The sequence below is a fragment of the Actinomycetota bacterium genome (assembly GCA_030682655.1).
Lineage (GTDB): Bacteria > Actinomycetota > Coriobacteriia > Anaerosomatales > JAUXNU01 > JAUXNU01.
Window position 1 is genome coordinate 1 of record JAUXNU010000011.1, and the last position, 21,618, is coordinate 21,618.

The 21,618-nt window shown below is 65.0% G+C and carries 22 protein-coding genes and 1 riboswitch; of the genes, 4 read left to right on the plus strand and 18 right to left on the minus strand.

Features of this window, described 5'->3' with window-relative positions; all coding sequences use genetic code 11:
• Positions 1-396 precede the first annotated feature (396 nt).
• The 5 genes from Q8K99_00455 to Q8K99_00475 all read right to left on the minus strand — a co-directional run bounded on the left by Q8K99_00455 (position 397) and on the right by Q8K99_00475 (position 4,277).
• Entirely contained in the window at positions 397-1,014 is a 618-nt protein-coding gene (locus Q8K99_00455; GenBank protein ID MDP2181026.1) for a phosphoribosyltransferase family protein, read from the minus strand.
• A gap of 77 nt (positions 1,015-1,091) precedes the next feature.
• Positions 1,092-1,850: an ABC transporter permease gene (locus Q8K99_00460; GenBank protein ID MDP2181027.1), complete on the minus strand. Its 759-nt coding sequence runs from the start codon at positions 1,848-1,850 to the stop codon at positions 1,092-1,094.
• A complete protein-coding gene (locus Q8K99_00465) occupies positions 1,847-2,644 on the minus strand; it encodes an ABC transporter ATP-binding protein (protein MDP2181028.1) in 798 nt (265 codons plus the stop codon). The genes Q8K99_00460 and Q8K99_00465 overlap by 4 nt, the downstream gene beginning before the upstream one ends.
• 9 nt (positions 2,645-2,653) lie before the next feature.
• Positions 2,654-3,643: a MetQ/NlpA family ABC transporter substrate-binding protein gene (locus Q8K99_00470; GenBank protein ID MDP2181029.1), complete on the minus strand. Its 990-nt coding sequence runs from the start codon at positions 3,641-3,643 to the stop codon at positions 2,654-2,656.
• Between the two features lie 31 nt (positions 3,644-3,674).
• Positions 3,675-4,277 (minus strand): GNAT family N-acetyltransferase, encoded by a 603-nt coding sequence (locus Q8K99_00475; GenBank protein ID MDP2181030.1) that lies wholly within the window; start codon positions 4,275-4,277, stop codon positions 3,675-3,677.
• Positions 4,278-4,452: 175 nt separating this feature from the next.
• On the opposite strand from Q8K99_00475, the gene Q8K99_00480 reads away from it, so the two are divergent.
• From Q8K99_00480 to Q8K99_00495, 4 genes are all read left to right on the plus strand, one after another.
• The gene (locus Q8K99_00480) at positions 4,453-5,334 is read left to right on the plus strand and encodes an HAD hydrolase family protein (GenBank protein ID MDP2181031.1); all 882 of its coding nucleotides are present in this window, start codon (positions 4,453-4,455) and stop codon (positions 5,332-5,334) included.
• A gap of 142 nt (positions 5,335-5,476) precedes the next feature.
• Positions 5,477-5,681: riboswitch (M-box (ykoK) riboswitch) on the plus strand.
• Positions 5,682-5,926: 245 nt separating this feature from the next.
• Complete coding sequence (locus Q8K99_00485) at positions 5,927-7,783, plus strand: CBS domain-containing protein (GenBank protein MDP2181032.1); 1,857 nt, start codon at positions 5,927-5,929, stop codon at positions 7,781-7,783.
• Positions 7,784-7,795: 12 nt separating this feature from the next.
• Positions 7,796-9,037, plus strand: coding sequence for an Nramp family divalent metal transporter (locus Q8K99_00490; protein ID MDP2181033.1), 1,242 nt, complete (start codon positions 7,796-7,798; stop codon positions 9,035-9,037).
• Complete coding sequence (locus Q8K99_00495) at positions 9,034-9,609, plus strand: 5-formyltetrahydrofolate cyclo-ligase (protein ID MDP2181034.1); 576 nt, start codon at positions 9,034-9,036, stop codon at positions 9,607-9,609. Before Q8K99_00490 ends, Q8K99_00495 begins: the two co-directional genes overlap by 4 nt.
• Here the strand turns inward: Q8K99_00495 and Q8K99_00500 are convergent.
• From Q8K99_00500 to Q8K99_00560, 13 genes are all read right to left on the minus strand, one after another.
• Entirely contained in the window at positions 9,606-10,736 is a 1,131-nt protein-coding gene (locus tag Q8K99_00500) for a polysaccharide deacetylase family protein (protein MDP2181035.1), read from the minus strand. The two genes, Q8K99_00495 and Q8K99_00500, sit on opposite strands and share 4 nt — an antisense overlap.
• 10 nt (positions 10,737-10,746) lie before the next feature.
• Positions 10,747-11,244, minus strand: a complete 498-nt coding sequence (locus Q8K99_00505; GenBank protein MDP2181036.1) for a YbaK/EbsC family protein — start codon at positions 11,242-11,244, stop codon at positions 10,747-10,749.
• Between the two features lie 18 nt (positions 11,245-11,262).
• Positions 11,263-11,895, minus strand: coding sequence for a GNAT family N-acetyltransferase (locus Q8K99_00510; GenBank protein ID MDP2181037.1), 633 nt, complete (start codon positions 11,893-11,895; stop codon positions 11,263-11,265).
• Between the two features lie 7 nt (positions 11,896-11,902).
• Entirely contained in the window at positions 11,903-12,607 is a 705-nt protein-coding gene (locus Q8K99_00515; GenBank protein ID MDP2181038.1) for a PRC-barrel domain-containing protein, read from the minus strand.
• A gap of 81 nt (positions 12,608-12,688) precedes the next feature.
• Complete coding sequence (locus tag Q8K99_00520) at positions 12,689-13,201, minus strand: YtxH domain-containing protein (GenBank protein MDP2181039.1); 513 nt, start codon at positions 13,199-13,201, stop codon at positions 12,689-12,691.
• A 64-nt stretch (positions 13,202-13,265) separates the two neighbouring features.
• Entirely contained in the window at positions 13,266-14,237 is a 972-nt protein-coding gene (locus Q8K99_00525; GenBank protein MDP2181040.1) for a D-alanine--D-alanine ligase, read from the minus strand.
• Positions 14,234-15,505: a PLP-dependent aminotransferase family protein gene (locus tag Q8K99_00530; GenBank protein MDP2181041.1), complete on the minus strand. Its 1,272-nt coding sequence runs from the start codon at positions 15,503-15,505 to the stop codon at positions 14,234-14,236. Before Q8K99_00530 ends, Q8K99_00525 begins: the two co-directional genes overlap by 4 nt.
• 398 nt (positions 15,506-15,903) lie before the next feature.
• Positions 15,904-16,353, minus strand: a complete 450-nt coding sequence (locus tag Q8K99_00535) for a PIN domain-containing protein (GenBank protein MDP2181042.1) — start codon at positions 16,351-16,353, stop codon at positions 15,904-15,906.
• Between the two features lie 343 nt (positions 16,354-16,696).
• On the minus strand, positions 16,697-17,131 hold the full coding sequence (locus tag Q8K99_00540; protein MDP2181043.1) for a hypothetical protein: 435 nt from the start codon (positions 17,129-17,131) through the stop codon (positions 16,697-16,699).
• On the minus strand, positions 17,106-17,306 hold the full coding sequence (locus tag Q8K99_00545; protein ID MDP2181044.1) for a hypothetical protein: 201 nt from the start codon (positions 17,304-17,306) through the stop codon (positions 17,106-17,108). Before Q8K99_00545 ends, Q8K99_00540 begins: the two co-directional genes overlap by 26 nt.
• Positions 17,303-17,644, minus strand: a complete 342-nt coding sequence (locus Q8K99_00550) for a hypothetical protein (protein MDP2181045.1) — start codon at positions 17,642-17,644, stop codon at positions 17,303-17,305. The genes Q8K99_00545 and Q8K99_00550 overlap by 4 nt, the downstream gene beginning before the upstream one ends.
• A 124-nt stretch (positions 17,645-17,768) precedes the next feature.
• Positions 17,769-18,413: a septal ring lytic transglycosylase RlpA family protein gene (locus tag Q8K99_00555; protein ID MDP2181046.1), complete on the minus strand. Its 645-nt coding sequence runs from the start codon at positions 18,411-18,413 to the stop codon at positions 17,769-17,771.
• A 443-nt stretch (positions 18,414-18,856) separates the two neighbouring features.
• Positions 18,857-21,583 carry a UPF0182 family protein gene (locus Q8K99_00560; GenBank protein MDP2181047.1) on the minus strand — a complete coding sequence of 909 codons (2,727 nt, stop codon included), beginning with the start codon at positions 21,581-21,583 and terminating at the stop codon, positions 18,857-18,859.
• Between the last annotated feature and the right edge of the window lie 35 nt (positions 21,584-21,618).

A 21,618-nucleotide genomic window follows, 5' to 3' on the forward strand; every position in this document is an offset into this window, starting at 1 on the left:
GGCCAGACACAACCGGAACGACCGCTCGTCCAGTCGTTGGGAAAGGGCCTCATACTTGGTCCGTAGTGCATCGGAATCCATGGTGCGCAGAGCATGGCAGATGCCTGTCAGATGTGCAAGTTATTCTGCATAGACTCCTAACCGACAGCCCGCTAAGTGAAATCCCATGCCTACTCCATCACCCGAACGACCACGCATGTGGGGTCTGGGGGAACGGACATAGCACCATCGGGGCTCACTCCAGACGGAGCGATACGGTTCCCCCAACGGGGGAGTTCCTAAACCTGGTGTCGCACGTTCGAATCGTGCCGGAGATTCGGGTGCGTCAAGGATGACCGTGGCGGAACCGAGGGGACGGCACGACGGGTAGTGCGATGCCATGCGTGGGTTCCGGGTCTACCGCCCCGCGAGCGCCGAGAGGACCTCGTCGTCGCTCGTCTGCTCGAACGAGCGATAGAACTGCCCCACCGCGTAGAAGATGTCCGGCTCCTCGACGGTGATGAGCTCGTCGACCATCTCTTCGAGGCGGTCGGCGGTGTCCGAAGCGATCACGGGCACTGCGAGCACGATCTCCTTGGCGCCATGCCGGTAGATGTACTCGACCGCAGCCATTGCGGTCAGTCCCGTCGCGATGCCGTCGTCGACGAGGATCACGGTCTTGCCCTCGAGATCGAGATCATCGCGACCGCTCCGGTACATCTGTACACGTCGCTCGATGGTCTCTCGCACCGAGCGGCCCAGATGCTCCAGCTCGGCCGTGGAATATCCCGCGTAGGGATTCGCGATCACGGCACCGTCCGGATCGACCGCTCCCACGGCGTACTCCGGGTTCCCGGGAGCACCGATCTTGCTCGTGACGATGATGTCGAGCGGAAGCTCGAGTCGCCTGGCGATCTCCTCGCCAACGACCACGCCGCCCCGCGGAATGCCAAGAACGACAACGTCCGACGCGCCCACGAAACGCGCGAGCTCCTCGGCCAGCTGGCGTCCTGCATCGTGCCTGTCTCGGAACATCCGTACCCCCCACGCCCGTCCTTGGCTGCGCCTGGTATATTCCCCCAAACCGCCAGTCGCGACACCGCGAAGGGCCGCTAGCGCCCGACGCGTGTCCACCGGCATAGCCGGGTCTCGAGCAGGTCGAGGACCTCGTAGAGCACTACGCCAAGGAGCGCCATCCCGATGATCCCTGCGAACATCGCGTCGTAGTCGATGCGGCCCCAAGCATCCACGATGTAGTAGCCCAGACCGCTGGTTCCCACGACGGACTCGGCGAGGAACAGCACCGCCACCGCCGTACCCGTCCCGATGCGCAGCGCGGTGAAGATCTCGGGGAGTGCCGCGGGAACCACGACTTGCCGGAACACCTGAACCCGGTTCGCTCCGAGGGATCGTACAGATAGCACCGATGCTGGCGGGATGGAGCGAGCGGCGTCGCGCGCTGTCACGAGTATCTGGAAGAACACGATGATCGTGATGAGTGTGATCTTGGAGAGGTCGCCGATGCCGAGGAGCACGAGAAGCACCGGAAGAAAGACGACCTTCGGAATCGGGTAGGTCAGGAACACGATTGGCGCGACGACCGCATCGGTCCGGGGCGAACGGCCGAGAAGCAGACCGAGCGGCACCGCGAACAGCGTGCCGAGCGTCATGGCCGCGAGGACTCGCCACGTGCTCGTGAGCAGGTGCGGGGCGAGATCGCTTCGAAACGTCCTCACGAGCTCCCCGATTGCGTCGACCGGGCCGGGCAAGGCGTTCGTCGCGAGCGCCCACGACGTCAGCTCCCACCCGAGAAGCAGCACGGCAATAGCGCCGATGTACCCAGCGACTTTGCGAAGCGGCGACGGGTTCATCGCGCCACACCCGGCACGCTGACTTCGGCCGAACCGCCGACCGCACCCTCCTCGGCCAGGATGCGTCGCACCTCGGCGCACCGCTCGTAGAACCCGACGCTCTCGCGGTGCCCGGATTCGCCCACGCCGGGGTTGTCCACGATTCGCGCGACACTCCCCGGACGCGGCGTGAGTACCACCACGCGCTGACCAAGGAACACCGCCTCCTCGATAGAGTGCGTTACCAGCACGGACGTGTGGCCGCGGTCCTGCCAGAGACACAGCAGCAGCCCCTGGAGGTCTTCGCGCGTGAGGGCGTCGAGCGCGGAGAGCGGTTCGTCCATGAGGAGCAGGTCGGCGTCGAGCGCAAGGGCACGGGCGACAGCGAGCCGCTGGCGCATGCCTCCGGAAAGTTCACCGGGGTAGGCGTTCTCGAATTCGGCCAGCCCCACGCTGTCCAGTGAGCTGTGAACACGCTTCGCGATCTCCGGGCGCGCTACCCCCCGGATCTCGAGCCCGAGAGCCGCATTGTGGCGAACGGTCTTCCAGGGCAGGAGGCCGAAGTCCTGGAGGATGAGCGCGGTAGTCCGCCGGGTACCCGAGACGGGCGATCCAGCGACACGCATTTCGCCGACTGTCGGAGCGAGCAGCCCCGACGCGAGCAGAAGCATCGAGGACTTGCCGCATCCCGACGGGCCGATGATGGCCACCGATTCGCCGTCAGCGACCGACAACTCAACGTCGTCAAGTGCGCGGACGGTGCTCCCGACGCCTACGTAGGTGAGCCCGGCGCTATCGAAGTCGAGTGTAGCCACGCGGCGTCGCTAGGGCATGACCAGGACGAGGTTCTCGTAGGTCACAGTCTCCTTGAGGAGCTGCTTGTCCCCCATCCAACCGAGAACGGCGTCGATCTGTTCCTTCGACGGAACGTCGTGTGTCGGGTACGTGCTGATCTTGTAGCTGTCTTTGATGGGCTCCGGGAGTCTCGCCTTGTCGACGAGCATGGTGCGCCATGAGTCCGGCTTGGCGTTCACCAGACGGGCACCATCGTCCCAGACCTCCAGCAGCGCCGTCATCGTCTCGATTCCTCCGGTGGCGGCGAGATACTCATCGGTGAACACAAGGACGGTCTGCGAGAGGTTCTCGCCCGCAGAGTCGTCGGCAAGGAGCTTCGCGCCCTGCGCCTCCGCCAGAGTGAGCAGCGGCTCCGGCAGAGCTGCCGCCTTGAGCTGGCCCTTCATCAGCAGTTCGAACCGCACGGGGACCTTCTTGACCTCCTCGACAACCACCTTGTCGTCGGACACGCCGGCCTGTCGCATGAGCCCGTCAAGCACGTACTCCTGGATCGTGCTGGACGATGTACCGACCGGAACGCCCGCCAAAGCGCTCAACTCGTTGAAGCCGCTCTCAGGAGCAGCGACTATGCCGAAGCGGCCTTCGGCAGGTGTGGCGCCAAGCATCACGGTCGCGATCGTCACCGGCGTCCCGCCCGCTTCAAGCTGAGCTGCGGCGATGATGTCGCCCATGAAGGCGTCGATCTCGCCCGCCAGGAGCGCGGCGTCGCGCTCCTGGGCGGACTGGAAAGTCACGATGCTGACCGAGAGGAGTCCCGCCTCGGTGAAAAGACCCTGGTCTTCGGCGACCCAGAGCGGCAAGGCGTCCTCTGTCGGCAGCGTGCCGATTCTGACCGGCTGGAACTCGACTTCGCCGCTACCGGCGCCACTGCTGTCTGCGGCCTTGTTCGTACACCCGGTCGCCATCCCGGCGAGCAGCATGGCAACCAGCACGGCAAGCAGTAGTCGTCGAATCCTCATCTGTAGGCCCTCCTTGGCGGTGGGGTGACTCTCAGTCGTCGCATATGGGTCGGCGCAGCCGGATCTCGTCGCGCGAGGGGATACCGGAGAAGCCCGCCACCGATGCCCCTGCAGTGTCGACGAGCAGGCCCACGGTGATGTCGTCGATCACGAACCCGTGACGTTGGTAGAAGTAGAGTAGGGGGATGTCGTCGTTGGAAACTGCTACGCGAATGAACGGCAGACCGTGGTCGCGGCAGTAGCCGTATGCAGCGCGCAAGAGAGCGCCGCCCACGCCTTTGCCCTGGTACTCGGGATAGACGGAGAGCAGGACGATCACCAGCTCACCGCGATCGACGGCGAGCGATAGGAGTCCCGATAGCTCATCGTGTGCCTCGGCGATCATGTTCACGCCCCGTGCCACGTCGAACGTGCGCCCGAACACGTCCACCTCGGTCTCACCGAGGGCACGATCGCATATCTCCTCGATCGCGTGCAGATCGACGCTCTTGGCCTCACGCACGACGAATGCCAGATCGTCCTCGGGCTGGTGCGAAGCGCACGTCACGGTCATGCGCGCCTCGTTCAGCGGAAGATCTCGCTCGCACGATGGGCATCGATACTGCGGGAACGGCAGCTCGACATCCTCAGCCATCTCGTCTCTCAGTCCTTCCGGTCGGTGGAATCTTGGACGCGTGCATGCATTCGCGCCTACTAGTTATACCTCGTACACCGCTCTCGCGCACGCCCGTGAGCGCGCGCGAGCGACGCTGCGTGGGGTAGAATGACGTGCGCACGGCCCTGTTCTCACACCCATTGCCGAGGAGACCATGCACGCTCAGATCCCCCTTCTGATTGATACGCCGTCCGCGCTCAAAGCCCTGTCTGGCACCCGCGCGCTGTACACCGATCTCGATGGCACGCTTCTGGGAATCGGCGGGTCGCTGCTCCTTGGCGCGGACGGAGCGGCTTCGGCCCATACCGCGGAAGCCATCGCTCAAGTGAATGCCGCCGGGCTCGAAGTGATCATCTGCTCCGGGCGCAACCGGATACAGACCTCCGAGATCGCGCGGCTCCTTGGCTGGCGCGGGTTCATCGCGGAACTCGGCTGCGTGATCGTGCCTGATCGCGGTGCGGAACCCACCTACTACCTCGGCGCGTGGGAAGAGACGATGCTTCGACCGGATGAGACGCCGTTCGAGGCCATTGAACGCGTCGGCGCGCTCGCGGCACTGCGGCGCGAGTTTCCGGGGCTCATCGAGAACCACGACCCATACCACCTCAACCGCGAAGCCACCCATGTGCTGCGCGGACACCTCGACCGGGAGCATGCGCAGCGCGTGCTTGACGGACTCGACCTCCCCGTCGAGATCCTCGACAACGGCATCATCCACCCGTCGCGCACGACTCTCTCCGGCGTTGACGAGGTGCACGCGTACCACCTCATCCCCGCAGGTGTGACCAAGCGCGATGCGGTCGCGGCCGACCGAGCCCGGCGCGGGCTCGCGCAAGCAGATGCCTGGTCGATCGGTGACTCGGCCAGCGACGTGCTCATGGCCAAGGAGACCGCGATCGGCGTCCTTGTCGCCAACGCGCTCGACGACGTACGCGTACTTGAGGCGGCACGGTCTCTCGACAACGTGTTTGCGACGCGGGGCCACCGTGGCGATGGTTGGGCCGAGGCCGCTGACGCCTGGCTCGCGGCGCGGTAGAAGGGCTGCCGGGCAGCCGCATTTGCCCACGTCGCAGGAGCGGAACCGCTCCTTGGCCAGCGTGATAGGACCTTGCGGAACCGAAATCGTGAGCCTACAATCAAGCGTGCTCGCCTCGCGAGCATTGACAACCCGGAACCGTGACTCCGTCCGTTAAGGTGCGGCTCCTGTTCGAACACAGGCCACTGCCCGGAAATGTCGAGAGACGCCAATGGGTATAACAGCCTTCCCCGGCTTAAGGGGACGGCTAAGGTGGCTGGGCAGCTCGGGTCTTCGGCGTGAAACGAATGCGCGAGAAGATGGCCCTACGTCGGACAGTGCCAAATCCTCAGACGAGGGAGGGAGTGCAGTCAGTGGGCGACGCGCAATGGCGCGGCGCTTTCCGATGCACGGGCGCATGCGCCTCCCGCCCCTCGTCCACACGGACGCAGGGGCGTTTTCGTGTCGTCTGACTTGCCGCCGACCTAAGAGGGACTACGTGACACCTTCAAGTCCGTAGGCTCCGACTCCCGTCTCCGGGGGCCCGGGGCCCTTTGGAAGACCCGCCGAGGACGGACCGCTCGCGGCCCGTGCAACGGAGGGAGGGAGTACCATGATCTACCTTTCCCAGATGTTGGGCAAGCCGGTCGTTGATTCGACGGGCGCCGACATCGGTTCGATCAGCGACGTTGCGATCGCAACGGGCGAGATCTTCCCCCGCGTCACCTCGCTTGCGTTCCAGGGTCCGGACAAGACGCCGTTCATGCTCTCGTGGCGCAAGTTCGTCGCAGACTTCGACGGCGAGTCCATCACACTCAACGTCGCACGTCCGGACATGCGCTTCTCCTATCTCCAGCCCGATGAGGTCCTGCTCCATCGCGATCTCCTGAACCAGCAGATCGTCGACACCCAGGGAATGAAGGTCGTGCGCGTCAACGACCTGAAGCTCTCCGAGTCCCGCAACCAGCTCCGACTGCTCGGCGCCGAGGTCGGCATGCGCGGCATCCTCCGCGGGATCCACCCTCTCCTGGAGCGTGCCGTCGCCGGAGTCCTCAGGCTGGTCGGCGGGGAGCTCCAGGAGAACCTCATCGCGTGGAACTACATGGATCTCCTCGACCGCGACCTCTCACACGTGCAGCTCTCGGTCACGCACAAACGCCTGCACGAGCTGCACCCGGCCGACGTCGCCGACATCCTCGAGAAGCTCTCCGCGACCCAGCGCGCACGGGTCTTCGAGCACCTCGACAACCCGCAGGCGGCCGAAGCGATCTCCGAGCTCGAAGACGACCTGCAGGCCGACGTCATCGACGACCTCGGCAACCAGCGTGCGTCAGCCATCCTTGGCATGATGGATCCGGATGACGCCGCCGACGTCATCGGCGACCTGCCCTACGACAAGGCCGAGACCCTGCTGCGGCTGATGGGAGTGCGGGAGGCCCGGGCAATCCGCTCGCTCCTTGGATACAAGGAGAAGACCGCCGGCGGCATCATGACGCCCGAGGTCACGACGGTGGCCGAGGAGATGACCGTTCAACAGGTCATCGAGTTCCTTCGCGGCGAGGCCGCGGAGCACGAGTCCATCTACTACATCTACGTCGTCGAAGGCGACCGCCACCTCGCCGGCGTCATCTCGCTGCGCGACCTCATCATGTCCTCGCCTGAGACTCGGGTCGAAGACATCCTGAGCCGCGACGTCATCACCGTCGACGCCGACGACGACCAGGAGCTGGTCGCCGAGACGATGAGCAAGTACGACCTGCTCGCACTGCCCGTCCTCGACGAGACCGGCAAGCTCCTCGGCATCGTGACCGTCGACGACGCCCTCGAAGTCCTCGAGGAGGAGTCTGCCGAGGACCTCGAGCTCGCCACAGGTCGCCGCCGCAGCGTGACCGAGCACGGCGCATGGCAGTGGGTCTCACGGAACGGATGGCTCGTCGCGTGGTCGGCACTCTTCGTCATCATCGCGGTCGCGATCGGCACGCAAGGTGCCGAGGATCTGGCCGTCTTCCTTGTCGCGGCTGCCATTCCTGCAGTCGTCATGATGCGTCTTGCCGAGGACATCGCATCGCACACGATGTCCCGTGTGATCGAGCCCGAGGACGAAGACGACCGCACGCCACTCGCGCGTCGCGTCGTGACAGATGGCCTGTCCGGACTCGCGGTCGGCCTCGTGCTGGGGCTCGTCGCCGCGACCGTCGTAGCCCTCGTGCTGCGAAACTCCGGCGGGGAACTCGCCGTCACGCTCGAGATCGCAGGGCTGTTCGGAGGCCTGTTCGGGCTCGCCACGCTCGTGCTCGCGCTCGCCGGGACGCTCGTAGGTGAGATGGCCGAGCGGCGCTACCATGCGGGCAAGCGGGTGTCGAACACCGCCGTTTCCATGGCACTGATGGCGATCGGAGCAGCTGCGTTCATCGGAGTCTTCCTGGCTCTGTTCCCGATCTTTGGCCAGCTCATCGGCCAGGCAGGCTAGGCGAGTCTCCTCATGACCGCGCCCAAGACCCGCACAAGGATACTCTTGCTCCTGTCCGTGGTCGGGCCGGGACTCATCGCCGCATCCGCAGGCAACGATTCAGGCGGAATCTCGACGTACTCGGTCGCAGGCGCCCAGTTCGGCTACGCCACGCTGTGGATGATCTTCGTGATGACGTTCTCGCTCGCAGTGGTCCAGGAGACGGCCGCGCGGATGGGAGCGGTGACCGGCAAGGGGTTCGCAGCACTCATCCGCGAGCGCTTCGGAGTGCGCCTGACGCTCTTCGCGATGGCCTGCCTGCTCGCGTCGAACGCAGCCACGAGCGTTGCCGAGTTTGCCGGCATCGCGGCCTCGATGGAGCTCTTCGGCGTGACCAAGTACATCTCGGTGCCGATCGGCGCGGTCGTGGTCTGGCTGCTGGTGGTGCGGGGATCGTACCGCAACGTCGAGAAGGTCTTCCTCGCGATGTCAGCGGTCTTTGTCGCCTACGTGTTCGCCGCGTTCATGGCCAAGCCCGACTGGGGCGAAGTCCTGCAAGCCACCTTCATCCCGCGCTTCATAGGAACGCGCGCGTTCGTCATGCTCGTCATCGCGACAGTAGGCACCACGATCGCTCCGTGGATGCAGTTCTTCGTGCAGTCCAACATGGTCGACAAGGGCGTGAGCGCCAAGGAGCTCACCTACCAGCGCATCGACGTGGTGACCGGCGCGGTGTTGGCCAACGTCATCGCGTGGTTCATCATCGTCACGACCGGAACCGTGCTTCACCCGGCGGGTATCCAGATCGAGGACGCGGCCTCGGCAGCGGCCGCACTCGCCCCGGTAGCCGGCGCATACGCGCAGGGGCTCTTCGCGATAGGCCTGCTATCGGCGTCACTGCTGGCTGCCTGCGTACTCCCTCTCACGGCGTCCTACGCCATCTGCGAGGCGTTCGGCTGGGAAGCCGGCCTCGACCGGTCCTGGTCCGAGGCTCCGATGTTCAACGGCATCTACACGTTCGTCATCGCGTTCGGCGCGGCGGTGATCCTGCTGCCCGACCTCCCGCTTATCTCCATCATGGTGTTCTCCCAGGCGGTGAACGGTGTGTTGCTGCCGTTCCTCCTCCTCTTCATGATCCGCATCGTCAACGACCGCCGGGTTATGGGACGATACGTCAACGGGCCTATCTACAACATCCTCACATGGACGACGGTGCTTGTGGTGCTAGGCCTTACGGGGGCGCTCGTCGTCATGACGGTCATGGGGTGGACGTGACAACGAAGTCCGAGATTCGCGAGCTGGCATGCGCTGCGCGCCGGTCGATACCTGCCGAGGAGCGTGCTCTGCGCGCTGCCGCGGCGTGCGGGCGGCTCGTTGGCCTGCCCGAAGTCCACGACGCACGCGTCGTCCTTGGCTACCTGGCCACGACCGACGAGATCGACCCCGCGCGCTGTCTGAAGTCGCTGGGCGATCGCGGCGTTCTTGTGAGCTACCCCCGCATCGCCGGGGCTGGCGCGCTCACGATCCATGTCCCGTTGGCCTCTGATGACCTCGAATCCGGACCCCACGGCATCCGGCAACCCTACATCGATGCCCCGAAGGTCGATCCCGACAACGTCGACATCATCATCGTGCCGGGCGTCGCATTCGATGTGACCGGAGAGCGCGTGGGTTACGGCGGCGGCTACTACGACCGGCTCCTCCCGCACACCTCGCGTGCGCTCAGGATAGCGCTCGCGTTCGACGAGCAGATCGTCGCCGAGATCCCTCACGAACCTCACGACGAGCACGTCGACATCGTCGTGACCCCCACCAGGGTGATCAGGGCCGATGGGTCGCAGGGCTAGTCGTACAGCTCGTCGAGGGTCACGAACGTGTAGCCCTGCTTCTTGAGATTGTGGATGATCCAAGGCAGCGCCCGAATCGTGTCCTCCCGGTCGCCTCCGCCATCATGCAGAAGGATAACGGCACCGGGCTTGACGGTCTTGCGCACCGATCGCGCGATCGGCCCCGGCTTGGATGCCCGCCAGTCCTGCGGGTCCACCGACCACGTGATGACCCTGAGCTTCACCTTGCGCGCCTCCGACGCCACGTACGGTCCGACGCTACCCGCGGGGGGTCGGAACCACTTCGGCGTGACGTCCACGACCTCCCGGATCGTCCTTTGTGCCCTGCGGATCTCGTTGCGCACCATCTGCTCGCTCGCACGTCCGAGCAGCTTGTGGGTATCGGAATGATTGCCGATCTCGTGACCCTCTTTGGCTACGCGACGCGCGATCGAAGGATACTTGCGAACGCGCGACCCTAGCATGAAGAACGTCGCCTTCACTTCCTCGGCCTTCAGGATGTCGAGGATCTTCCCGGTCTGGCCCTTCCAAGGACCGTCGTCGAAGGTGAGTGCGACGACTTTGCGGCCGTTCGATGGACTGCTGCGCTGGATGATGAGCGGCAGCGGCTCCTGCTCGACCGTGCTCGTGACGACGTTCCCCGATATCTCGCCGACAACCAGGCGCCGAATACCCACCGCGCCAGGCTGCTTGACCTCACAAAGCGCACCCGTCCCGGTGAACTCGACCGGGATGGGAATCGGCGAGCTCGTGGTGACGACGGTCTCGGTCGTGTTGGCTCCGTCGACGCTGCCGATGCGATCGCCGGCGAAGACGGGAGCGTCGGGATCGAGCCAAGCGCCGTCGCGCACAAGCGCGACCAGCTCGCCCTGGCCAGCACGCAGAAGGGCCCCGTTGACGCTCACAAGGTCCCCAGGACTCGCTTCGCAGAGAGCGTCTGTGGCGATCGCCGCAGCCGTGATGCCCGCAGGTACCTGCCGAACCCGACCGTCAACGACGATTCCGATGGAACCGAACGCAGGGAGTGCAACCGCTGCTGCAGAGGCGAGCACGAGCGCGCCAAGGAGCACGACCGGCCACGACAGAACCGGCAGTATGCGAGATGCCTTGTCGGAAGAGTTGCTCATCACGTTCCGCTCAGTGCGAGATGCGTGCCATTCGGCCACCCGTCATCCGGGCAAGGTCATCGCGAGGAATGCGGACCATGGAAGACGGCGTGCCGGCTGCGGGATAGACGACATCGAACCGCTTGAGAGAATCGTCGATAAGCACCGTGAGATCCGTGGGAAGATCGAAGGGCGACACGCCACCGATAGCGTAGCCGGTGGCTTCGCGCACGGTGTCGGCGTCCGCGAAGCCAGCCTTCTCGCCCCCGGTCTCGGACGCGATCGCACCGCTGTCGCCGCGCCGGTCTCCCGCCACGAGCGCGAGCACGGGCGTCGCATCCACCACAAACACAAGGGACTTCACGATCTGCCCCAGTTCGCAGCTCATGGCATCGGCCGCCATCTGCGCAGTCTTCGTGGACTGCTCAAAGTGCACGATCTCCTCGGCGAGTCCGTGTGATGCCAGGAAGTCACGCACACGATCGGCAGAGCCTCGCTTCTTTGGCTCCGATAAAGGATTGTCGGTCACGGGTTCCTCCTACCAGGGTCAGGCTTGATCGACGGGCGACGGCACGCGACGCGGGTGGCCGAGCGGGATCCTGAGCGTCTGCAGGACCGCCTCGAGATTCTCCGTCCACGTCGCCAAGGAGCGCAAGTCTAGCTGGAGCAACGGGTACTCGGGATGCGGCCGGGCGACGGTGAACCCGTGTCTCAGCAGGAACTCCATACCCATGACCGGAGAGCGGATCATGTCGTCGCGACGCGTGGTCGCGTACGCCTGCACCGACTTCTCGCCCCGGAGCGAGAGATCGCGAAGCGCAGCTTGCAGCAGCACCCGTCCAAGACCATGCTGACGGGCGTCATCGCGGATGTGGATGCACGCAAGCAGAGGCACATCCGGCGCCGCGGGCCCCGCCGGCATCCGGGTGGCCTGTGGAAACGCGCACGCCGGTGCATACTTGATGAAGCCAAGGACCTGGTCGTCTTCGCAAGCGATTCGGCCGACCTCGCCCCACTCCATGGTCGTGTCCAAGTACCACTGACGCAGCATGTCCACGTCACACGCCGCTCCGCAGCGAATCTCGAGTCGCCGGGGCGTCTCCCAGAAGACGCAGCCCGTACACTCGCAGGGCAGATCGCCGATATGCTCGAGCCCCAGCGGCCTCAGTCTGCGCGCCATCGCCGCATCAGTCCTCTTCGTCTGCGGACATGGCGTCTCTTGCCGCCCGCCCGAACGCCTTCAGCCTGCCGACCGCTCGCTTCCCGAGCTTGCTGCTGCTCGCGACTTTGACAGCCGCTCTGCCGGCGGCGACGGTCTTCTTCGCAACCTCCTCGGCGGTCACCTTGGCAACGGCCGCCGAAGTCCCCGCTCGGCGGGCCATGCCGCCACTGTACTCGGCCTTGTGCACCGCATCATCGACCACAACGTGCTCGCCGTCGAACCGCTGTACCTGGTCGCCACCGATCTCCTGACGCCCGATCGCCACATCCGCGCCCATGCCCCCGGTGAGGGCCAGGCGCTTCACGCGGCCGTCCATCTTGGAGAAGCGCACATCACGCACGCAGCCGGCCGCCTCACCCGACTCGCTGCGAACGGGCATACCTGCCCAGATGACGGTATTCTCCCAGTTCGCTCCGATCTTCTTGGCCGCCGCCGCATTGGACGCCGGACGCGCCGAGAACAGACGCAGCGACTTCTTGGCGACCTCGACATCCGCGAGAGCGACGAAGCACGGACGACGGGGGATGACATAGAGGTACGGCTCGGGCTGGATCTCGAACCCGACGACCCGCGGCTCCGACGGATGAAAGAGCACATGCGTCACGGAGCCGAATCTCTTGCCTTTGGGGTTGCGAACGGGCTCGCCGGTCACGCTCTGCACGTCGGGCACTGGATCACCTCCTTCACGTAGCATAGACGACGGGCCGACCCCCGGTGGGATCGACCCGTCAGTCGATGCTCGTACTTATGGCTAGGCTTCGGGCGCTACGTCGGCAACGTCGGGCTTGCCACCGGCCTTGTCGCCCACGAAGTTGAGGGCCTCTTGCGCCTTCTTCTCCGCCGCATCGATGCCGGTCCTCGCGACTTCAGCGGCCTTGCCTGCGGCCTCCTTGACAGCCGGAACGGTCTCGCTGACCTTGGTCTTTGCCGTCTCGGACGCGCTGTCGACCTGCTCCTTCAACCGGTCGCGCGCGTGATCGATCTTCTCGCGCAGCTCCTCGGTCTTCTCGGTCGCCACATCGCGACCGGTCTCGTAGAGGTCCTTGCTCTTGGTCACGCCGGTCTCGTACAGGTCCTTGCTCTTGGTCACGCCGGTGTCGTAGAGCTCCTTGCCCTCGGACCAGTACTTGTTCGCGGCCTCGGCAAGCATCTCGCGATTCTCTTTGCCGGAACGCGGCGCGAACAGCAGTCCCAGAGCAGCTCCGATGACTCCGCCAAGCAGGAATGCGCCAAGCACGCCCCCGCCACGCCTGTAGTCGTGCATAGTCGTGCACCTCCATCTCGAGGCCATCAGTTCATCACATGTTGCGTAAGAGATATGTACCCAATCACGCGCTCTCACTGGAACGTTCGAGCGCGGCGCGTATCAACCGTTCTACCACATCTTGGAATGACATGCCCGCCGCTTCGGCCGCCATCGGCAGAAGCGAGGTCTCGGTCATGCCCGGCGAAGTGTTGCACTCAAGGACGTACGGGACTCCGTCTCCGCCCACGACCATGTCCACACGCGAGACGTCACGACATCCAAGCAGCGCGTGTACCCGTCGGGCAATGCGCTCGACCTCCTCGGCCACACCGGGCTCCAGCCGCGCGGGAACGAAATAGTCGGTCTCGCCGGCCGTATACATCGCCGAGAAGTCAAAGAGTCCCGACTTCGCTTCGATCTCGACGGGCGGCAGAACGACATGCCCGTCGGTGCCCTCGGGCCCGTCCAGAACCGACACGGCCAGCACGCAACCGTCGACCCACTTCTCCACGAGCGCCGCGTCGCCGTACGAGAGTGCGGAGAGCAGCGCTTCGGGCAGTGCTTCGGCGTCGTCGACCTTCGCGAGCCCAAGCGCCGAGCCTTGCTTCGACGGCTTCACCGCCAGCGGGAACCCCCCGACCTCGCCGGGCACGAGATCGAGCGCTGTCGCCGCCCCCATCTCCTTGAAGGCGTCGGTCGTGAGCGTCACCCACGCCGGCGTCGGGATGTTGTCCTGCACGAACAGGCGTTTCGCCACCGACTTGTCCCACGCGAGCGCAGACGACGTCACTCCCGGCCCCGTGTACGGTATGCCAAGGAATTCCAGCAGTTCCTGGATCGTGCCGTCTTCGCCGTTCTTGCCGTGCAGCGCGATGTAGCACGCGTCGGGCCGCTCGGCGCGGAGCGTGTCGGTGAGTTCGGGGGTCACATCGAGGGGAAGCACCTTGTAGCCGAGGGCGGTCAGCGCATCACACACTCGCTGTCCGCTCTTCAGCGACACTTCGCGCTCCAGCGAGCGCCCTCCCATCAGCACCGCGATCTTCTCGCGACTCATGCCGCTCCCTCCTCGGCAGGCTGGATCGCACCTGCTGCGATGAACGCACGATAGAGTTCGAGCCGGTCCTCCAACACCTCGGCCAACCTGCGGATTCCCTCCCAGATGGCCTCCGGTTCAGCGTAGCAGAAGGCCAGCCGCATCGAGTTGCGTCCGCGCCCGTCGGGGTAGAACGCCTCGCCGGGCACGAAGGTGACCCCATGCTCGACAGCCTCGGCCAGCATCGCCTTCGTGTCCAGGAACTCCGGCAGCGTGACCCAGACGAAGAACCCGCCCTCGGGGCGCGTCCAGTGCGCCTCGGCTGGGAAGTACTCGTCGAGGGCGCCGAGCATCGCGTCGCGTCTCTCGGCGTAGGCGCGCGTGAGGCCCTGCAGGACCTTGCGCCACCGCGTACCCGCGAAGTAGCGCTCTGCGGTGACCTGGGCGAACGCCGAGCCACAGAGATCGGCGGCCTGTTTCACGAGCAGCACCTTCGCCAGTATCGGCCGAGGAGCCGCCATCCAGCCGAGCCGCAACCCCGGCGCAAAGATCTTGGAGAACGTGCCCAGGTAGATGACCTCATCGTCGAGCGCACGCAGCGGCATGTTGTGGCCGCCCTCGAATCGCAAGCGGCCGTAGGGATCGTCCTCCACGACCGGGATGTCGTACTCCTGCGCGAGTTCGAGCAGCCGACGGCGACGCTCAGCGGTGAGCGTGACGCCGCCGGGATTCTGGAAGTTCGGGATCGTGTAGATGAACTTCGCGCCGCGCGGTCCGAGCAGCCGCAGTTCGGCCTCAAGCAGATCCATGCGCATGCCGTGTTCGTCCATCTCGATGCAACGCACGTCGGGCTGGTAGGCCGAGAACGCCTGGAGCGCGCCAACGTACGTCGGACCCTCGGCGATGATGACGTCGCCTGGATCGATGAAAGTCTTCGCGAGCAGGTCGAGCCCCTGCTGAGCACCGGCCGTGACGATAAGGTCGTCGACCTGAAGCCGCACGCCGATCTCGGCCATGAGCTCGACGATAGTCTGGCGCAACTCCACGCGGCCCTCGCTGCTACCGTACTGCAGCGCCTGGGCGCCGGCATGGATGACCGCACCGTGGGCGGCGTCGGCCGCCGCGTGCGCGGGCACGCGGCCCACGTCCGGCATGCCGCCGGAGAAGCTGATCATGTCAGGACGGCTCGCTGCTGCGAACAGATCGCGCACTGCGCTGCTGCGCACGGCGCCTATCCGCTCCGCGTAGCGGCCCTCCCACCGGTCGAACACGACTCTTGCGGTACCCATCGACCTCACCCCTGCCTGCCAAGGACCGCCACTTGCGGCCCTCTCGCCTGCCACCGTGGGCGGCAGGCTCCCGGAGAAACAAAACGACCCCTTCGCTGATAGGGCGAGGGGCCGGTCGCGGTACCACCTATCTTCGTCCGCCTGCGCCCTTGCAGCGCTTGGCGAACCTCAATTGCCGGGATACCGGTCCGGCTCCGACCCGCTTCCGGTGGCACTACTGCGTGCCGCCCTGGCGAGGGACCTCTGGAGGGGTGGCCGGGCTGATGGTGCCCTCTTCCCTCACGTCCGTGGTGTTGCCTATTCGCCTTCGCGTGCTGCGAAGGTTAGGCGTGAGAATAGCACCGGGGCCGCAAGCAGGTCAAACGTGGCGTTCGCGACGCAAGCGCGTCACGGTCATGTCACGGTCGCAGCGCTTCCATGTCGAAGGTGTCAAAGAACGGGTTGAGTACGACGACGCCCTCCGCATCGAAGCCGTCCTGCAGGTCCTCGGTCAGGATGATCGGTATGTGATTCAGGCGCGCGGTCGCCCAGATCTGCGCGTCGAAGTAGTGCAGCTGGTAGCGACGGGCACCGCGCATCGCTTCGAGTACCGTATCCGTATCCACCGGCACGGCGCTCCACGCCTGTGCGACACCTTCGACCTGCGCGACTGCATCGTCGGGCTCAAGCGGCGCGACGATTCGTTGCAGCGCGACGTAGAGCTCCGCGAGGACCTGGGTCGACACGACCCCCGCACCGGAGCGTGACAGGTGCTCGAAGACCTCGATCGCCCGCCGTTGCTTCTCCGGCTCGCTCCTGTCGTAGCCATAGACGAGGACGTTCGTGTCAACGAGAAACATCGTGCTCATGCAAGCTCTCTCGTGTCCAGGCTCGCCCCCCCGCGAGAGGGCCTGCATCGGCGCGCTCCCTCATTGCATCCAACACCCTGAGCTGCGAGCTAGTCGCAACCGACGCATCGGCATGCACAAGCCTGTCGAGAGCCTCGCGGACTATCCGGCTCTGAGAGACGCCCTGGGATCTCGCGAGACGTTCTAGGTCCTTGTCCAGCCGCTCGTCGATGCATATCTGCTTGCGTACCATGCGGGCCATGATGCCGCACCTCTCTCAACAGACTCTATCCAGTACCTCTCCTCGGACAGAAGTATTACACATCATATTACACACTCTCGACCTGAGGCGGTGCCTCTCCGCTCACCGACCTGCGCTGAGCAGCTCGTTCACGAGTTCCGCAGCGCGATCAAACGCATCGCGCACCCGATGCTCGTCGTCGTACTCCAGCGTCACGCGAAAGACACCTCGTCCGTCGGCCCGGAAGTCCCAGCGTGTCTCGCCCCGAAGCGTCCTTGGCGAGCCGCCGAGCGCCATGAGTTCAAGCGCGACGTGCTCGAGCAGGTGGGCCGTCTCGGTGTCGGCGAGTTCCGCAGCGATCCCGTGCGCGGAGCCGCATTCGCACCGGTGCCGCAGGATTCCCGGAAGCAACTCGAGAGAGCGCTCAGCGATCCCCGGAAATGCGGTCGTACGGAGGTAGCGCGAATCGGTGACGCGAACGACGGCCTCGATGCGAGAGCCCGCGACCGTCGCATCCTCGATGACGACCGGACTAGGCGTCGTAGGGTCCGCAAACACAGGCGCGGCGTCCCATGTAGTAGGCGAGCGACATGAGTCCCACGACGACCACTACACCTACGATGGCAGCCTGAGTCGCCTTCGTGTCGGTGATCTTGCGGACCTCCGCCTGCGCGAGGTCGCGTACCTCCTCGGCATGGTGTCGAACGTCATCGACGGTGAGGCGCGGTGTCATTTCTGCATCATCCTCGACTTGAAGTAGGTGAAGATCGCGGCTCCCAGCACGAGCATGCCGCCGATGAGGAACAGCGCGCCGGGCCAGGTCAGCCACCGGGCCGTCAGGATCAAGCCGCCCACGGAGATGTACGCCAACCCCAGTGCGAGTAGGAGCGCCGCTGCGATGCCGGACGCAAGTGTCAGGCCGAGTCGCTGCAGGGGAAGGACGATCTTCTCCTTCACAAGCGCCTTCGCCTCCTGGCGCAGCCAGTCAACGATCGTCTGAAGCAGGTCGGCGACCGCGTCGATCACGGTGCGCTCGTCCGGACGCGGCGTCCCTTCGCCCGGCTCGGCCATGCTCCCACCTCCAAAGTCGCGACCCTGATGTGCGAAAACGCTTCCACACGAAGATACCCCAAAACACGGACCCCGGTCCCTGGTGGGGCCGACGTCCGGGGTAGTCCATGTGCGTCCGCGCGCTCTACCTGCCGAGGACGCGATACCTGACGGTCCCGACACCCGAGAAGCCGAGTGCCCGGGCGGTACCAGGTCCCAGATCGAAGGTGCGGCCACCAACGTACGGGCCGCGATCCATGACGACTGCCGTGCAAGAGCGGCCGTTGTACTCGAACTGGATGCGCGTGCCGAAGGCCATCGAACGATGGGCGACAACCATGCTGTCGCGCCTCAGGGCACCTCCGCCGGCCATGGTGTTGCCGTAGAAACCGGGGCCGTACCACGAGACCCTCGCGCTATTCCACCCGCTCGATGTGCCGCGACTGGACTTCGCCGAGAACCTGCGCGATGCGCTTGACCGTGTGCCTGGTGACGTCGAGCGCTTCTTGGCCACAGGTGCTGCCTTGAGCTTCGCGGGCTTCGCGAGAGCGGCGACCGTGACGGTTCCTGCAGGCACATCCAACTTCTCTTCAGCGGCCATAAGACCAATGACCGGTGGCGCGGTGCGCTCTCCGACGCCGATCGTGCCGGCCGGCGCCAGCCGGGGCGCCGCATTGGCGACAGGAAGCGAACCGAGGCCGAGTCCGAGCATCACGGAAGAGACCGCTGCCAGCGCGCCGATGGCGCCTAGCCCGAGCAGAGCGGCGTTGAGCCTATTGCGTATGGACACACGTACCTCCACGTCCGGGAACATGACAGACGACGACCGACGAGGCGCAGGGGTATCCCTGAATCGGGTTGACGCGTGAAGATGAGTAGCTGCCTCGTACCGGGCGAGACCGGCAACATGCCGTCGTCTCGAGCCTTGAATCGCACGAGTATGCTTTTGGCTCCGGACCTTGCTCTTGATTGCGTGCTCTCGGTCGTTCGCGCCCCCGTAGGAACGTCCTGGCCGATCCGATCGAACTCTCTTCACACCAGCGGTGCCGGTCCGCGCGGCTGCTCCGATCGTCTTGCAGCCACAGCTCCACTGGTGCCTTTCAGACACCGAGGGGGGAGTATAGCAGAGGTCAGGCGGGTATGGAAGTGCAGGACCGAACGCACGTTCGTATGACCGAACAACCGGGAACTCCCCCGCGGCAGCCCGGCACCCGGTAGCGAGTGGCCCGCCCTCTAGGGCTGGACGGTCGGTGTGACAACCCCGGACGGCTTCGCTAGCCGCTCGAGAACTGCACCGAGTTGCTCGATGAGCCGCCCGTACTCCGCCCAGTCACCGCTCTTCTGCGCTTCGATCGCCTGCTCGTAGAGATTTCGCGCGGTGGCCGCGTCCACGGTCTCCTCGGCTCCCCCGCCGGTGTCCTGGGGGGCCTCCTTGCCGAAGACCTGAAGCAGTGCCTGCTTGAGGTCGGGGGCCATCTCGATCTTGTCCGCATACACGACGAGCACGCGCGTCAGCTCGGGGATCGCGGTCTGCTCGGCCTGCAGGTACAGGGGCTGGATGTAGACAATCGAGTCATTGAGCGGAATCACGAGCATGTTGCCGAAGATGACCTGACTCCCCCGCTGGCTCCACAGCGTGAGCTGCGGGGAGATCGTCTCGTCCTGGTTGATTCGCGCACTTATCTGCTCGGGCCCGAGGATGACGCGCTGCTTGGGGAACTGGTAGACGATGCGTTTGCCATATTCGGCCGGGTCGGACTTGGCGGCCATCCACCCGATCATGTTGTCGCGGTTTCGCGGGGTGAACGGCATGATCATCTGGAAGTCCTCGGTCTTCTCGCCCGGAAGGCGCATCAGGACGTAGAACGGCTGCATGGCGCCACCCTCGGCCTTCACGCCAGGCAGCTCCCAGGAGTCCTCTTTGTTGTAGAAGACCTGCGGGTTGGTCATGTGGTAGTTCTTGTAGACCTCCGCCTGGACGCTGAAGAGGCCCTCCGGGTAGCGGAAGTGTTCGCGAATCTCCTCGGGGATCTTGTCTCCATCCACCAGCAGGTCGGGGAACACCTTGCGCCAGGCCTGCAGGACTGGATCCGTGTCGTCGAACGCGTACAGGGTCGTCGTGCCGTCGTACGCATCGATCGTCACCTTCACCGAGTTGCGCATGTAGTTCAGACCCGAGATCGGCTGCGAGTACGGGTATCTGTTCGACCACGTGTACCCGTCGAGCACCCACACGATGCGCCCGTTGGCGAGCACCGGATAGGGATCGTCATCGAGCCACAGCCACGGCGCAAGCTTGGCTATGCGCGTCGTGATGTCCCGGTCGAAGAGCACCCGGCTCTCAGGCGTGATATAGCGGCTGAACAGTATCTGCGAGGCGCCGAAACGCAGGGCGAAAGCAACTCGCCTTGGCAGGGAGCCGACCTTGACGCCTGCGGCACCCTCGTAGGTGGCTTCCGCGTTCTCGTCGCCAACCGGGTAGTCGAACTCCTTGATGTCGGTGTTGACCACGACGTAGTCGGTCGTGTGCTCGCCGAAGTAGATCGAGGGCTGAGAGACGTCGAGCCCACCATCGCTGACGGGCGGGATGTCGCGGACGATGAACTTGGGAAGCCCGCGGGTGTCCGCCTCGTTCACGCGACTCATGACCAGGCCGTAGCCGTGCGTATAGACAAGGTGTTGGTTGACCCAGGTCCGCGCCTGATCGGCAAGCTGATTGACGTCCATTTCCCGGGCGGAAACAAGCACTTGTTGCTGCTTGCCATCGATCATGTATCGGTCGATGTCGACGTCCTTGAAGTCGTAGTACGGCCGTATGACCTGCAGTTGACGATAGGACTGCGTCACGATACTGGGGTCCCACAGGCGCACGTTGTCGAGCGTGTCGGCATTGCTGACGACGTCCTCGGCGGTAAGGTCCTCACTCGCCGGGAACGCGCGCGTCTCGATCTCGTCGAGACCGAAGGCCTTGCGCGTGAACTGGATGTTGCGCTCGATGTAGGGCGCTTCGGCGGCGACTTCGTTCGGAGCTACGCGGAACTGCTGGATGAGTGCAGGGTAGATGGAGCCCACGATGACCGAAGCGCCGATCCACAGCCCGAGCGCCGCCAGGGGAAGGCGCCACCCCTTGAAACGAACGTTGATCATCAACGCGAGCGCGGAGGCCCCGGCGATCACCATAAGGATGCGCAGCGCGGGGAGTTGCGCGTGCACATCCGTGTATGACGCTCCAGCGACCTGCCCGCGCGGCGAGAAGTTGAGCTCGTAGATCTTGAGGTAGTAGTCGAAAGCCTTGCTCGCCACGATCAGACCAAGGAGTACTGATAGGTGCACCTTCACGTGCGGCGCGAAACCCTTCAGGCGCGCCCAGGGCTGGATGGAGCCGTCGAGCACGTGCACGACGGCCGTCGCGAGCGTGGTAACTACGAGCATGGCCGGGAGCCAGTCGGCGACGATACGCAGTGCCGGAAGCGAGAACACGTAGTACCCGACGTCCTTGCCGTACTGGGGATCTGTCAAGCCGAAGGTGGTCGAGGCCAGGGCCAGACGCATCGTGTCCCAGTAGCCCGCCATGGCCAGTCCGACCAGGAATGCCGCGCCGGCCGAGCCCCAGAGGATGATCCTGTCGGCGAACGGACCGGCCTTTGCGCGCATGTTGATGATTGCTTCCTCGAACTGCGGGGGCAGATCGCCAACCGAGGTAAGCACCGCTCGCGGAGCCATTGCCCGCGCAACGCGGAGATTCACGAAAAGTAGCGCGAAGGCGACGATGCCGAACGCGACACCCGTGGCGATCTCGCTGACCAGCATGGTGACGAACACTCCGCGCTGGCCCAGGTCCACGAACCAAAGATAGTCGGTCGCGAAACTCGCGAGCCACGTGACGAACGGCAGCGCAACGAAAGCCAGAATCACAATCACGATCGTAGATGTTCGAACCGCTCGATTCTGCTCAGGCATGGTGGCGCGCCCCTTCGTCGGTCATGTCCTCTGAT

Coding starts and splice junctions, on each gene's coding strand:
- Q8K99_00455 (MDP2181026.1), bottom strand. CDS start 1,014: ATGTTCCGAGACAGGCACGATGCAGGACGCCAGCTGGCCGAGGAGCTC.
- Q8K99_00460 (MDP2181027.1), bottom strand. CDS start 1,850: ATGAACCCGTCGCCGCTTCGCAAAGTCGCTGGGTACATCGGCGCTATT.
- Q8K99_00470 (MDP2181029.1), bottom strand. CDS start 3,643: ATGAGGATTCGACGACTACTGCTTGCCGTGCTGGTTGCCATGCTGCTC.
- Q8K99_00475 (MDP2181030.1), bottom strand. CDS start 4,277: ATGGCTGAGGATGTCGAGCTGCCGTTCCCGCAGTATCGATGCCCATCG.
- Q8K99_00480 (MDP2181031.1), top strand. CDS start 4,453: ATGCACGCTCAGATCCCCCTTCTGATTGATACGCCGTCCGCGCTCAAA.
- Q8K99_00485 (MDP2181032.1), top strand. CDS start 5,927: ATGATCTACCTTTCCCAGATGTTGGGCAAGCCGGTCGTTGATTCGACG.
- Q8K99_00490 (MDP2181033.1), top strand. CDS start 7,796: ATGACCGCGCCCAAGACCCGCACAAGGATACTCTTGCTCCTGTCCGTG.
- Q8K99_00500 (MDP2181035.1), bottom strand. CDS start 10,736: ATGAGCAACTCTTCCGACAAGGCATCTCGCATACTGCCGGTTCTGTCG.
- Q8K99_00510 (MDP2181037.1), bottom strand. CDS start 11,895: ATGGCGCGCAGACTGAGGCCGCTGGGGCTCGAGCATATCGGCGATCTG.
- Q8K99_00520 (MDP2181039.1), bottom strand. CDS start 13,201: ATGCACGACTACAGGCGTGGCGGGGGCGTGCTTGGCGCATTCCTGCTT.
- Q8K99_00525 (MDP2181040.1), bottom strand. CDS start 14,237: ATGAGTCGCGAGAAGATCGCGGTGCTGATGGGAGGGCGCTCGCTGGAG.
- Q8K99_00530 (MDP2181041.1), bottom strand. CDS start 15,505: ATGGGTACCGCAAGAGTCGTGTTCGACCGGTGGGAGGGCCGCTACGCG.
- Q8K99_00535 (MDP2181042.1), bottom strand. CDS start 16,353: ATGAGCACGATGTTTCTCGTTGACACGAACGTCCTCGTCTATGGCTAC.
- Q8K99_00545 (MDP2181044.1), bottom strand. CDS start 17,306: ATGACACCGCGCCTCACCGTCGATGACGTTCGACACCATGCCGAGGAG.
- Q8K99_00550 (MDP2181045.1), bottom strand. CDS start 17,644: ATGGCCGAGCCGGGCGAAGGGACGCCGCGTCCGGACGAGCGCACCGTG.
- Q8K99_00560 (MDP2181047.1), bottom strand. CDS start 21,583: ATGCCTGAGCAGAATCGAGCGGTTCGAACATCTACGATCGTGATTGTG.